Source organism: Bacillus sp. FJAT-27225, assembly GCF_001685025.1.
In the GTDB taxonomy this organism is placed as follows: domain Bacteria; phylum Bacillota; class Bacilli; order Bacillales; family Cytobacillaceae; genus Bacillus_D.
In genome coordinates this window covers 36,722-50,579 of record NZ_MAYU01000026.1, presented here as the reverse complement: position 1 = coordinate 50,579, position 13,858 = coordinate 36,722, and the positions used below count along the sequence as shown (strand labels likewise).

Here is a 13,858-nt window from a genome sequence, read left to right as displayed (position 1 = left end):
AAAACAGTACTGTATAATATTTCTATCTATGCATGTGCATGCGGAGGGATTTCAGTGGATGTGGATGTAAGGGCGAGGGCAGGCAACAGTTTTCTGGCAATGGAAGACGAAGAGATTGTGTATTTAGTGCATAGTGGAGACAGTGATGCCCTGGATTACTTAATCCACAAGTACCGCAACTTTGTCAGGGCAAAGGCACGTTCGTATTTCTTGATTGGAGCAGACAAGGAGGATATCGTCCAGGAAGGGATGATTGGCCTCTATAAGGCAATCCGCGACTTCCGTGACGATAAGCTGACATCCTTCAAGGCATTTGCTGAATTGTGCATAACAAGGCAAATCATCACAGCAATCAAAACAGCGACAAGGCAAAAGCATATCCCACTGAATTCATATGTTTCTTTGGACAAGCCTATTTTTGATGATGAAAGTGACCGGACACTTATGGATGTCCTAAGCGGAGCCAAGGCGATGGATCCCGAACAACTCATTATTAACCAGGAAGAATTCGACCATATTGAAGTGAAAATGGGTGAGCTTCTAAGCGATCTTGAGCGCCAGGTACTGGCTTTGTATTTGGATGGCCAATCGTATCAGGAAATTTCAGAAGAGCTAAACCGCCATGTGAAGTCGATTGACAATGCCCTTCAGCGTGTTAAAAGAAAGCTGGAGCGCTATCTTGAAATCCGTGAATACTCACATTTAGAACGATAAATGAATTGTCGATTTAATATGAAACCAAATTGAAGCCATATTGACAGGCATGGGCCATCGTGTTACAGTTTTAATGACAAAAAAATGGCAGCAGGTGTCGATATGGCGAAAAAAGCAGTTCTTGCCTGTTCCGTTTGCGGATCCCGGAATTATTCTGTTTCCGCAAGCAGCAAGGTTAAAACTGAACGTCTTGAATTAAAAAAGTTTTGCAAAACCTGCAACGCTTCGACGGTTCACAAGGAAACCAGATAGCGGCGCTCAGGATTGCTATACAGGATAAATGGGGGTTACAAACTATGAATTTTTTCCGTGGAATTCCTAAGTTTTTCCGTGAAGTCGCCCGTGAAATGAGAAAGGTCAGCTGGCCGAAGCGCAGGGAGCTTACACGTTACACAATTACGGTCATCACGACTGTCACCGTTTTTGCTATTTTCTTTGCAGTTGTCGATTTAGGAATTTCAAAGGTTATTCGGTTAATTCTTGAATAAGCACAGTCTGTTCATGGTATAATGGAAAATAATGCAGGAAATTTCTACAAAGCCCGGTAAAAACGGGTTTTTTCATTTGTCCTGAAATTGGTTTTAATGGCTGGGGGGCGTCCGCATCCCTGCCTTAAAGATAATGATGGCAAAAATTAGTATAAGAAAACAAGCAGGGAGGGACGGACGTTAAGTCCTTAGCGATGGAAAAGAACTGGTATGTGGTCCATACTTACTCCGGCTATGAAAACAAGGTGAAGGCAAACCTGGAGAAACGAGTAGAATCAATGGGAATGCAGGATAAGATTTTTCGCGTTGTTGTGCCGGAAGAAGAAGAGACAGATATAAAAAACGGCAAGAAGAAGATCGTTAAAAGAAAAGTATTTCCAGGATATGTTCTTGTTGAGTTGGTCATGACAGACGACTCATGGTATGTTGTGCGAAACACTCCGGGAGTAACTGGATTTGTCGGTTCGGCTGGATCAGGTTCCAAACCAACGCCGCTCTTACCGGAAGAGGTAGTTGTCATCCTGAAACGTATGGGTGTTGAAGAAAAGCGGGTTGACCTTGACTTTGAAATTGGTGAAACAGTTAGAGTCAAGGAAGGTCCTTTTACAGACAAAACCGGTACTATTGAAGAAATGGACAAGACCAAGTCCAAGCTTCGCGTACTTGTCGATATGTTTGGCCGTGATACTCCAGTTGAACTGGATGTATCCCAGGTTGATAAATTATAGAATAACCACTTTTTGGCGTTTATTTTAACGCGTGTTAGGTTTCTATAAAAGAGGAACTAAAGAAACCTTAATTTGATTGATGCGGAAGGCGTGAAGACCCGTTCGAAAATGCAAGGAACGCATTTTCTCCTGTGATGATTATTCTAGGAAGCTTCCCCTTGTGGAGAGAAAATTAAAAGATTAAACTTAAAAATTCCTCTTATATAATAAAAAGTTCAATCCTTTTGCGATAAAAACAAATTGGATTTGTAAAAAAACTTGAAATCAGCAGTGAAAAGTGGTAACATTTCAAAGGTCAGTATGTCTTGGACAATAAACCGGACATTTGCCATGCCTTCCAGCTATGTATGGAGGCTTTTATATGAGTGGGAGGGGATTACCCCTATTACCACATCACGGACTTTTTAAGGAGGTGTGTCTCGTGGCTAAAAAAGTAATTAAAGTTGTTAAATTGCAAATTCCTGCTGGTAAAGCTAACCCAGCGCCACCAGTTGGTCCTGCATTGGGTCAAGCGGGTGTAAACATCATGGGATTCTGTAAGGAATTTAACGCTCGTACTGCAGACCAGGCAGGTCTGATCATTCCTGTTGAAATTACGGTTTTTGAAGACCGTTCCTTTACATTTATTACGAAAACCCCTCCAGCTGCAGTTCTTTTGAAAGTAGCAGCCGGAATTCAGTCTGGTTCAGGCCAGCCTAACCGTAATAAAGTAGCAACAGTTAAGCGCGACAAAGTGCGCGAGATTGCTGAACAGAAAATGCCTGACCTAAATGCGGCAAGCGTTGAATCAGCAATGCGCATGGTTGAAGGTACTGCGCGCAGCATGGGTATTACCATCGAAGATTAATCCCTGCTGGTTTCTGTTTTTGGATGTTGGGGGTTGCGTAGCTGATTGGCACACGCAACCTTTGTTCTGTCCGGAAGACGGTGTACCTGAAAAAGGAAATCCTTAGATTTCTCGTCGAACAAAGCTGTGTTCTAAAAAGGTGTATTGCACCTTTTGAAAGTGGGAGGTCCAATTCCGTTAAAACCACAAATCAAGGAGGAAATATAAAATGGCTAAAAAGAGCAGGAAGTATCAAGAAGCTGTTAAGCTTGTTGACCGTACTAAAGCTTATCCGGTTGCTGAAGCAATCGAGCTTGCTAAGAAAACTAATTTTGCAAAATTCGATGCAACGATTGAAGTTGCTTTCCGTCTTGGCGTAGATCCTAAGAAAGCTGACCAGCAAATCCGTGGAGCGGTTGTGCTTCCAAATGGAACTGGTAAAACACAGCGTGTCCTTGTTTTCGCTAAAGGCGAAAAAGTGAAGGAAGCTGAAGCTGCTGGTGCAGATTATGTAGGAGATTCTGAATATATCGCGAAAATCCAGCAAGGCTGGTTTGACTTCGATGTTATCGTAGCGACACCTGACATGATGGGTGAAGTTGGTAAGCTTGGCCGTGTCCTTGGACCTAAAGGCCTAATGCCAAACCCTAAAACAGGCACTGTTACTTTTGATGTAGCTCGTGCGATTAACGAAATCAAAGCTGGTAAAGTTGAATACCGCGTTGATAAAGCTGGAAATATCCATGTTCCAATTGGAAAAGCTTCTTTCGAAGACGAAAAGCTTGTTGAAAACTTCCAGACTGTTTTCGAAACAATGGTGAAAGTAAAGCCGGCTGCTGCAAAGGGGACATATATGAAGAACGTAACAGTTGCTTCTACAATGGGCCCTGGCGTAAAAGTTGATCCTGCTTCTGTTTAAAAATAAATTATTGACAATTAGTTTACAGTCTGATAAGATTGTTTCTGTTGTTTGAATTTCATACATTTGTACCGAAGACAGCAGGTGCCAGAAGGCTTAATATCCTGCCGAGGGAATACGATAGAATGAGCCGTTAATTGGCTATTGTATTATGCCTCCATGTCTTCCGGGATATGGGGGCTTTTAAATTGCCCGGTATAAATGCACAAAGTCTATAGGAGGTGTAATTATGAGCAGCGCAATTGAACAAAAGAAAGTAATCGTTGACGAGATCGCAGGTAAATTCAAAAACAGTGTAACCTCTGTTGTTGTTGACTACCGCGGCCTAAACGTTGCGGAAGTTACTGAACTTCGTAAGCAGCTTCGTGAAGCTGGCGTGGAATTCAAAGTTTACAAAAACTCGATGACTCGCCGTGCAGCTGAAGCTTCTGAGCTTGCAGGACTGAACGAAGCACTAACTGGCCCTAACGCCATTGCATTCAGTGCTGAGGATGTAGTCGCTCCTGCAAAAATCTTGAATGATTTTGCGAAGAAACACGAGGCTCTTGAAATTAAAGCAGGTGTTATCGAAGGAAACGTTGCAACTGCAGATGAAGTAAAGGCTCTTGCAGAACTTCCATCCCGCGAAGGTTTGCTTTCCATGCTACTCAGCGTGCTTCAAGCACCTATCCGCAACTTGGCTCTTGCTACAAAGGCTGTTGCAGAACAAAAGGAAGAACAAGGCGCGTAAGCTGATCGTTTTCGCTTTACCATAATCCAAACAAATTCGAGGAGGAAATACCACAATGACTAAAGAACAAATCATTGAAGCAGTTAAGTCCATGACTGTATTGGAACTTAACGACCTTGTAAAAGCTATCGAAGAAGAATTCGGCGTAACTGCAGCTGCTCCTGTAGCAGTAGCTGGTGGCGCTGCTGGCCCAGTTGCTGAAGAGCAAACTGAATTTGATGTTATTCTTGCAGGCGCTGGCGACCAAAAAATCAAAGTTATCAAAGTTGTTCGTGAAATCACAGGCCTTGGTCTTAAAGAAGCAAAAGACCTTGTTGACAACACTCCAAAAGCTCTTAAAGAAGGCGTTTCTAAAGAAGATGCTGAAGCAATCAAAGCTAAGCTTGATGAAGTTGGAGCTAACGTCGAAATTAAGTAATTTTCCTGAAAGAAAGCTCGCTGCATAAGCGGGCTTTTTTGTATAGAAAAGTGAAGGGCACCTTACCAAGGGGCGACAAGTACTGGAGGGCCTGAGAAGGAAGTCGCACTATGACTTCACCTGAAGGACCGAAGCGACCTCGAGCCCATATCTGCTCCTCGAAAAGGCTAACGCTTATTCTTCGTGCGGTGTTAAGCTTAGAAGCGCGGTTCTTGTGCAGCTAGACTAATAGAAAAGCGAAGGCGCCCGTGACAGACAACGGCGTCTGTCCTGTGTGTTAATTCCCAGGAGCTTTCCTAACCGGAAGGTTCCAACCGGCTATTTTGCTTTTTGTGTCTCGTGGGGCTATAATACGTTCCTGGAGAAGTGCAGTGCTATTCCTGGAGGTGGAAATTATGGCGGATCATTATTATTCCAAAAAGCCAAGTGTAGAAAGCGCTCCAAAGTATTGGGATTTTACCTTGAGAGGACAACGGTTCCGATTTAAGACGGACAGCGGGGTTTTTTCGAAGGGTGAAGTGGACTTCGGTTCAAGGCTTTTAATAGAAACTTTTGCTGTTCCCGATGTGAAAGGTCCTTTACTTGACGTTGGCTGCGGATACGGCCCTATTGGATTGGCGTTAGCCAAAACGTATACAGACCGGCTTGTACATATGATTGATGTAAATGAACGGGCACTTGGACTTGCTGAGGAAAATGCGAAAAACAATGCTGTTGAAAATATCAGGATCTATGAAAGTGACCGGTTGGAAGGTGTTAAAGAAACGGGATTTTCGGCAATCTTGACAAACCCGCCTATTCGGGCTGGCAAAAAGACTGTCCATGAAATTTTTTCTCAGAGTCGGGAGAGATTGGCTGACGGGGGAGAATTATGGGTGGTTATTCAAAAGAAGCAAGGAGCGCCATCCGCAATTGAGAAATTGAACCAACTTTTTGGCGAAGTTGAAGTCGTTGATAAAGAAAAAGGCTACTTCATTATTCGGGCAAAAAATATTTGACTCACAAATCCTACTATGTTAATATTATAAAATGCCATCATCATCTTTATTATACCGTTTTTAAAAGTCAAGCTTTTTTTGTAAAATAGGTTAGATTCCTGTTCAGCTAGACTTATTTTGTATAAAAATGGTATGAAAAGGAAAGGATGACAAAATAATAGGTAAAAATGTGAAAAATGTGGTTTTTTATAGTGAAAACCCTTTTTCTTTTTTGTCCACTGTCCGGGCTTTTCTTGGCAGCGGGCAAAGATAGATTTACAATAACGCTTGATTTGAGGGGTGAATCAGTTGACAGGTCAACTAGTTCAGTATGGACGACACCGCCAACGAAGAAGTTACGCGCGAATCAGTGAAGTTTTAGAATTACCAAATCTAATTGAAATCCAAACCTCTTCTTATCAATGGTTTCTTGATGAGGGACTGCGTGAGATGTTCCAGGACATTTCACCGATTGAAGACTTTACTGGTAACCTATCTCTAGAATTTATTGATTATAGCCTTGGCGATCCGAAATATTCCGTTGAGGAATCAAAAGAGCGGGATGTTACATTTGCAGCTCCGCTGCGTGTAAAAGTCCGTCTCGTCAACAAAGAAACAGGGGAAGTTAAAGACCAGGATGTTTTCATGGGCGATTTCCCGCTGATGACAGAAACTGGCACGTTCGTCATCAATGGTGCGGAGCGTGTTATCGTTTCCCAGCTTGTGCGTTCCCCGAGTGTTTACTACAGTGGGAAAGTTGATAAAAATGGGAAGAAAGGTTTCACTGCCACCGTTATTCCGAACCGCGGCGCCTGGCTTGAGTATGAAACAGATGCAAAGGACGTCGTATACGTCAGAATAGATCGTACACGGAAACTGCCAGTTACGGTTCTTTTGCGTGCACTTGGGTTCGGCTCTGATCAAGAAATCATCGACCTCATTGGCGACAATGAGTATCTCCGCAATACACTGGAAAAAGACAACACAGACAGCATTGAAAAGGCGCTGCTTGAAATCTACGAAAGACTTCGCCCTGGCGAACCGCCTACCGTAGACAATGCAAAAAGCCTTCTTGTTTCGCGCTTCTTTGACCCTAAACGCTATGATTTGGCCAGCGTAGGCCGATATAAAATCAACAAGAAGCTTCATATTAAAAATCGCCTGTTCGGCCAACGCCTTGCTGAAGCATTGGTTGATCCTGAAACTGGAGAAATTATTGCTGAAGCAGGGACTCTGCTTGACAGAAGGAATCTCGACCGGATTTTACCGGCTCTTGAAAAGAATATTAATATGTATAGCTACCAGCCTGGAGGAACTGTTATTGAAGGAGATGTTGTTCTTCAAAGCATAAAGATCTTTGCTCCGACAGATGACAATGAAAAAGTTATCAATATTCTAAGCAATGCTTATGTACCAGAGCAGATCAAGAATATTACTCCGGCAGACATTATTTCGTCAATCAGCTATTTCTTTAACTTACTCCACGGAGTAGGTGATACGGATGATATTGACCATCTAGGAAATCGCCGTCTGCGTTCTGTAGGGGAGTTGCTGCAAAACCAATTCCGTATTGGTTTATCAAGGATGGAAAGGGTTGTCCGCGAACGGATGTCCATTCAGGATACAGCAACAATTACGCCGCAGCAGTTGATTAATATCCGTCCGGTAATTGCTTCGATAAAAGAGTTTTTCGGAAGCTCGCAGCTTTCACAGTTCATGGACCAAACAAACCCGCTGGCTGAATTGACGCACAAACGGCGCCTTTCTGCACTTGGACCAGGCGGTTTGACTCGTGAACGGGCTGGCTTTGAAGTCCGCGACGTACACTATTCCCACTATGGGCGTATGTGTCCAATTGAAACGCCTGAAGGTCCAAACATCGGCTTGATTAACTCACTTTCTTCTTTTGCAAAAGTGAATCGGTTTGGTTTTATAGAAACACCATACCGCAGGGTTGATCCTGAAACAGGTAAAGTGACAGACAGGATCGATTATCTGACTGCAGATGAAGAAGACTTATATGTTGTAGCGCAGGCAAATGCACGCCTGGATGATGATGGCTCGTTCCTTGATGAGGACGTTATCGCGCGTTTCCGTGGTGAAAACACAGTTGTCGCCCGTGAACGCATCGATTATATGGATGTATCGCCTAAACAGGTCGTTTCCGCGGCAACTGCTTGTATCCCGTTCCTTGAAAATGATGACTCGAACCGTGCCCTGATGGGAGCGAATATGCAGCGCCAGGCTGTTCCGTTGATGCAGCCCGAAGCGCCGCGAGTTGGAACAGGTATGGAGCACGTGTCGGCCAAGGATTCAGGTGCTGCAGTAATCTGTAAGCATGAAGGAATCGTTGAACATGTCGAGGCTAGGGAAGTCTGGGTTCGCCGTGTGAAGGAAATCGACGGTAAAGAAGTCAAGGGTGACCTTGATAAATACCGGATGCTGAAGTTTGTCCGCTCCAACCAAGGTACTTGCTATAACCAGCGCCCGATTGTTACTGTGGGTGACCGTGTAACAAAAGGCGAAATTCTTGCTGATGGCCCTTCCATGGAAAAAGGCGAGCTGGCTCTTGGCCGGAACGTGCTTGTAGCCTTTGTTAACTGGGATGGCTACAACTATGAGGATGCTATCATCATGAGTGAGCGCCTTGTTAAAGATGATGTGTATACATCGATTCACATTGAAGAATATGAATCTGAGTCCCGTGATACAAAACTGGGACCTGAAGAAATTACTCGTGATATCCCGAACGTAGGGGAAGATGCGCTTCGCAATCTAGATGAGCGTGGAATTATCCGAATCGGTGCTGAGGTTAAGGATGGAGATTTGCTTGTTGGTAAAGTAACTCCTAAAGGGGTTACCGAACTAACAGCCGAAGAACGTCTTCTTCATGCAATCTTTGGCGAGAAGGCTAGAGAAGTACGGGATACATCTCTCCGTGTACCACACGGCGGTGGTGGTATCGTCCATGATGTGAAAGTCTTCAATCGTGAAGATGGCGATGAGCTTCCTCCAGGTGTAAACCAGTTGGTGCGTGTGTATATCGTTCAAAAACGTAAAATTCACGAAGGCGATAAGATGGCCGGCCGCCACGGTAATAAGGGGGTAATCTCCCGTCTCTTGCCTGAGGAGGATATGCCTTATTTGCCAGATGGCACGCCAGTCGATGTCATGCTGAACCCACTGGGCGTTCCATCTCGTATGAATATCGGACAGGTGCTTGAACTCCATCTTGGAATGGCCGCGAGAGCCCTCGGTATCCATGTAGCATCACCAGTATTTGACGGTGCTACCGAAGAAGATGTGTGGGCTACAATCGAGGAGGCCGGAATGGCGCGCGATGCCAAAACCGTCCTCTATGATGGCCGTACAGGTGAGCCTTTCGATAACCGTGTTTCTGTAGGTGTCATGTATATGATCAAATTGGCACACATGGTTGACGATAAGCTGCATGCTCGCTCCACTGGACCATACTCTCTCGTTACGCAGCAGCCTCTTGGCGGTAAAGCCCAATTTGGAGGCCAGCGTTTTGGCGAGATGGAAGTTTGGGCACTTGAAGCATATGGTGCTGCTTATACATTGCAGGAAATCCTCACAGTCAAGTCCGACGATGTCGTTGGCCGTGTGAAGACGTATGAGGCAATTGTAAAAGGTGAAAATGTACCTGAACCAGGTGTTCCAGAATCATTTAAAGTGTTGATTAAGGAACTTCAAAGCCTTGGTATGGATGTTAAAATTCTATCTGGCGATGAAGAGGAAATAGAAATGCGCGATCTTGAAGATGACGATGAAATGCAACAGGTAGAAACATTGACGATTGCGCCTGAGTCTCAAAATTTTGAGTCTGAAAAAGTTGGATCAAAAGAGTAATATAGAAAAGCGGAGGCGCTAGGCGTCGGTGCTAGACAATTCTCAACGAGAATATGCTTTTCTGGTATTAACCATAGCTGCCCGGGCTTATTGTTTTAACCGCCCGGGAAAGCAGCTATGTCTAGCTACAGGGTAAAACCTGGAGATTAAAAGGGAGGTAGGCCCCTTGCTGGATGTTAATAATTTTGAGTATATGAAAATCGGCCTTGCATCACCTGATAAAATCCGTTCGTGGTCATTTGGTGAAGTAAAAAAGCCGGAAACGATTAACTATCGTACATTAAAACCAGAAAAAGACGGTCTTTTCTGCGAAAGGATTTTCGGGCCAACAAAGGACTGGGAATGCCATTGCGGAAAATACAAACGCGTCCGTTATAAGGGTGTCGTCTGTGACCGATGTGGCGTTGAAGTTACACGGGCAAAAGTACGACGTGAACGAATGGGCCATATCGAACTTGCAGCACCTGTATCTCATATTTGGTATTTTAAAGGAATTCCTAGCCGTATGGGCCTTGTCCTTGACATGTCACCGCGGGCTTTGGAAGAAGTCATTTATTTTGCGTCCTATGTTGTGACTGAATCTGGTGAAACCAGCCTTGAAAAGAAACAACTTCTTTCTGAAAAGGAATACCGCGCATATCGCGAGAAGTACGGAAATAAATTTCAGGCATCCATGGGTGCTGAAGCAATTAAAAAACTTCTTCAGGATATCGACCTCAACAAAGAAGCTGATACGCTAAAGGAAGAATTGAAAACTGCCCAGGGGCAGAGGCGCACACGTGCAATTAAGCGTCTTGAAGTAATTGAAGCTTTCCGTGGATCAGGTAATGACCCTTCATGGATGATTCTTGATGTACTTCCTGTTATCCCGCCGGAACTTCGGCCGATGGTCCAACTGGATGGCGGACGCTTTGCGACATCCGACCTGAACGATCTGTACCGCCGCGTAATAAACCGGAACAACCGCCTGAAGCGCCTTCTCGACCTTGGTGCTCCAAGCATTATTGTTCAAAACGAAAAGCGGATGCTCCAGGAAGCTGTTGATGCTTTGATTGACAACGGCCGCCGCGGCCGACCTGTAACTGGACCAGGCAATCGTCCATTGAAATCTCTTTCTCATATGCTGAAAGGGAAACAAGGTCGTTTCCGCCAAAACTTGCTAGGTAAGCGTGTTGACTATTCAGGCCGTTCGGTTATCGTTGTTGGCCCGAACCTTAAGATGTATCAATGTGGACTTCCTAAGGAAATGGCGCTTGAATTGTTCAAACCTTTTGTCATGAAGGAATTAGTTGAGAAGGGCCTTGCCCATAACATCAAGTCGGCAAAACGCAAAATCGAACGCGTTCAACCCGAGGTTTGGGATGTACTTGAAGAAGTAATCCGTGAGCACCCCGTTCTCTTGAACCGTGCCCCGACTTTACACAGGCTTGGTATCCAGGCTTTTGAACCGACATTGGTTGAGGGCCGTGCCATCCGTCTCCATCCGTTAGTATGCACAGCGTATAACGCTGACTTTGATGGTGACCAAATGGCTGTACACGTTCCGCTATCTGCAGAAGCACAGGCAGAAGCACGCCTGCTAATGCTCGCAGCGCAGAACATTTTGAACCCCAAGGATGGAAAGCCGGTTGTTACACCTTCCCAAGACATGGTTCTAGGTAACTACTACCTGACTTTGGAACGTGAAGGAGCAATCGGGGAAGGCATGATTTTCAAGGATACGAATGAAGCCTTGATTGCCTACCAAAATGGGTACGTTCACCTGCATACACGAGTCGCTGTACATGCAGGCTCACTGAACAATGAAACATTTACCGAGGAACAAAACAGCCAATTGCTGTTAACAACTGTAGGGAAATTGATTTTCAATGAAATATTGCCAAAATCATTCCCTTACATTAATGAACCAACAAAAGATAACCTCGAAGTGAAAACTCCTGAAAAGTATTTCGTTGAAAAAGGGACTGACATTCCGGCGCGAATTAAGGAAATGCCATTGGTAGACCCATTCAAGAAAAAAATACTTGGAAACATCATTGCCGAGGTATTCAAGCGATTTAAGATTACTGAAACCTCAAAAATGCTTGACCGCATGAAGGATCTTGGCTTTAAATATTCGACAAAAGCCGGCATTACCGTCGGTGTTGCAGATATTGTCGTTTTGGGCGAGAAAGAAGAGATTCTGAATGATGCCCAGAAGAAAGTGGATAACGTACAGAAGCAGTTCAGACGCGGCCTGATTACCGAAGATGAGCGCTATGACCGTGTCATTTCTATCTGGAGCCAGGCAAAAGATACTATTCAGGGCAAGCTGATGGGCTCCCTAAGTAAAACAAATCCAATTTTCATGATGAGTGACTCCGGAGCGAGGGGTAATGCATCCAACTTTACTCAGCTTGCTGGTATGCGTGGACTGATGGCGAACCCGGCTGGTCGTATTATTGAATTGCCAATCAAGTCATCCTTCCGCGAAGGTTTGACAGTATTGGAATACTTTATCTCTACCCACGGTGCCCGTAAAGGTCTTGCCGACACGGCCCTTAAAACTGCTGACTCCGGATATCTAACACGCCGTCTTGTTGACGTTGCCCAGGATGTAATCGTCCGAGAAGATGATTGCGGAACCGACCGCGGCTTGCACATCAGTGCACTCAAGGATGGGACCGAGGTCATTGAAGGTCTTGACGAACGACTAATCGGCCGTTATGCAAGAAGGAATATTAAACACCCTGAGACAGGTGATATAATTGTTCCTGAAAACGGATTGATTACAGAGGATCTTGCAGTTGAAATCGTTAATTTGGGAATTGAAGAAGTTCAAATCCGTTCTGCATTTACATGTAACACTCGCCATGGTGTATGTAAGAAGTGTTATGGCCGCAACCTGGCAACAGGCCAGGAAGTAGAGGTAGGCGAAGCGGTCGGGATTATTGCCGCCCAATCTATCGGTGAGCCAGGAACTCAGCTTACAATGCGTACATTCCATACAGGCGGTGTTGCTGGAGACGATATCACACAAGGTTTGCCGCGTATCCAGGAATTGTTCGAAGCCCGTAACCCTAAAGGGCAGGCAGTTATCTCCGAGCTCGAAGGTGTCGTTGTTGGCATTAACGAGGGAAGGGATCGCCAGCATGAAATTGTGATTCAAGGTGAGGTTGAATCAAAAACATACTCCGCTCCATACACTGCAAGGCTAAAAGTGGCAGTGAATGACAGAGTTGCACGAGGCCAGGAACTGACTGAAGGTTCAATTGATCCTAAGGAATTGTTGAAAGTAACCGATGTTGGCTCTGTTCAGGAATACTTGCTGCGTGAGGTTCAGAAGGTTTACAGAATGCAGGGGGTTGAGATCGGTGACAAGCATATCGAAGTAATGGTCCGCCAAATGCTTCGTAAGGTTCGCGTCATTGATGCCGGTGAGACAGATGTTCTTCCTGGTATGCTCCTTGATATCCATCAGTTTACCGATGCAAACGAAAAGGCGCTGTTGAACGGGAAAATGCCGGCAACTGGCCGCCCGGTACTCCTGGGGATTACCAAGGCATCTCTGGAAACAGATTCATTCCTTTCTGCGGCTTCCTTCCAGGAAACAACGAGGGTACTTACCGATGCCGCAATCAAAGGTAAACGTGATGAATTGCTCGGCCTGAAAGAGAATGTCATTATTGGTAAGTTAATCCCAGCTGGAACAGGCATGCAGCGTTATCGTAAAGCAGAGCCAGTCCTTCAAGCTGGACAAACTGAAGAAGTGACAGTGGAATAGGGAAACAAAAGGAACGTTTTAAAAACCAGGCATCAGCTTGAAGAAAGCTGATGCCAGTTTTTGGAATGCATTTTCCTGTTAAAAAACTATAAGTTTTGTTGACAAATGAATTACTAGGGTGGTAATATAGCAAAGGTGCTCCTATTAACCAGTACTTTGGAGGATATGTTAAATGTCTTATGAAAAAGTATTGCAAGCGAGGAAACTCATAATAGGAACTAAGCAAGCAGCCAAAGCTCTCGAAAATGGAAGTGCAAAAGAGCTGGTGATCGCCACTGATGCTGAACCAAAACTTACAGCACCAGCGGTGGAAATCGCTGAGAAGCTTGGGATTCCCGTGTTGCAAGTCGATTCCATGAAGAAACTCGGAAAGGCAAGCGGCATAAAAGTTGGAACCTCGGCTGTCGCTATAATCCGTTAAAAAC

The 13,858-nt window shown here is 44.8% G+C and carries 12 protein-coding genes and 1 other annotated feature; all 12 genes read left to right on the top strand.

Features of this window, described 5'->3' with window-relative positions; translation table 11 throughout:
- Positions 1-48 precede the first annotated feature (48 nt).
- The 12 genes from sigH (at position 49) to A8F94_RS24350 (ending at position 13,854) form a co-directional block, all read left to right on the top strand.
- A complete protein-coding gene (sigH, locus tag A8F94_RS24405) occupies positions 49-714 on the top strand; it encodes an RNA polymerase sporulation sigma factor SigH (protein ID WP_302621332.1) in 666 nt (221 codons plus the stop codon).
- Between the two features lie 102 nt (positions 715-816).
- On the top strand, positions 817-966 hold the full coding sequence (gene rpmG / locus A8F94_RS24400) for a 50S ribosomal protein L33 (RefSeq protein ID WP_066207174.1): 150 nt from the start codon (positions 817-819) through the stop codon (positions 964-966).
- 44 nt (positions 967-1,010) lie between these two features.
- Positions 1,011-1,202, top strand: coding sequence for a preprotein translocase subunit SecE (secE, locus tag A8F94_RS24395; RefSeq protein WP_066207171.1), 192 nt, complete (start codon positions 1,011-1,013; stop codon positions 1,200-1,202).
- Between the two features lie 194 nt (positions 1,203-1,396).
- Positions 1,397-1,930, top strand: coding sequence for a transcription termination/antitermination protein NusG (nusG, locus tag A8F94_RS24390; protein ID WP_066207168.1), 534 nt, complete (start codon positions 1,397-1,399; stop codon positions 1,928-1,930).
- A 421-nt stretch (positions 1,931-2,351) separates the two neighbouring features.
- The gene (rplK, locus tag A8F94_RS24385; RefSeq protein ID WP_066207162.1) at positions 2,352-2,777 is read left to right on the top strand and encodes a 50S ribosomal protein L11; all 426 of its coding nucleotides are present in this window, start codon (positions 2,352-2,354) and stop codon (positions 2,775-2,777) included.
- Positions 2,778-2,985: 208 nt separating this feature from the next.
- A complete protein-coding gene (gene rplA / locus A8F94_RS24380; RefSeq protein ID WP_066207159.1) occupies positions 2,986-3,675 on the top strand; it encodes a 50S ribosomal protein L1 in 690 nt (229 codons plus the stop codon).
- 53 nt (positions 3,676-3,728) lie between these two features.
- Positions 3,729-3,871, top strand: a sequence feature (ribosomal protein L10 leader region).
- A gap of 33 nt (positions 3,872-3,904) precedes the next feature.
- Positions 3,905-4,405: a 50S ribosomal protein L10 gene (gene rplJ, locus A8F94_RS24375; protein ID WP_066207157.1), complete on the top strand. Its 501-nt coding sequence runs from the start codon at positions 3,905-3,907 to the stop codon at positions 4,403-4,405.
- A 55-nt stretch (positions 4,406-4,460) separates the two neighbouring features.
- Positions 4,461-4,823 carry a 50S ribosomal protein L7/L12 gene (rplL, locus tag A8F94_RS24370; protein ID WP_066207154.1) on the top strand — a complete coding sequence of 121 codons (363 nt, stop codon included), beginning with the start codon at positions 4,461-4,463 and terminating at the stop codon, positions 4,821-4,823.
- Between the two features lie 395 nt (positions 4,824-5,218).
- Entirely contained in the window at positions 5,219-5,821 is a 603-nt protein-coding gene (locus A8F94_RS24365) for a class I SAM-dependent methyltransferase (RefSeq protein WP_066207152.1), read from the top strand.
- 288 nt (positions 5,822-6,109) lie between these two features.
- The gene (gene rpoB, locus A8F94_RS24360) at positions 6,110-9,670 is read left to right on the top strand and encodes a DNA-directed RNA polymerase subunit beta (RefSeq protein WP_066207150.1); all 3,561 of its coding nucleotides are present in this window, start codon (positions 6,110-6,112) and stop codon (positions 9,668-9,670) included.
- Between the two features lie 166 nt (positions 9,671-9,836).
- Positions 9,837-13,433 (top strand): DNA-directed RNA polymerase subunit beta', encoded by a 3,597-nt coding sequence (rpoC, locus tag A8F94_RS24355; RefSeq protein ID WP_066207147.1) that lies wholly within the window; start codon positions 9,837-9,839, stop codon positions 13,431-13,433.
- 172 nt (positions 13,434-13,605) lie between these two features.
- Positions 13,606-13,854 (top strand): 50S ribosomal protein L7ae-like protein, encoded by a 249-nt coding sequence (locus tag A8F94_RS24350; RefSeq protein ID WP_066207144.1) that lies wholly within the window; start codon positions 13,606-13,608, stop codon positions 13,852-13,854.
- The last annotated feature ends 4 nt before the right edge of the window (positions 13,855-13,858 follow it).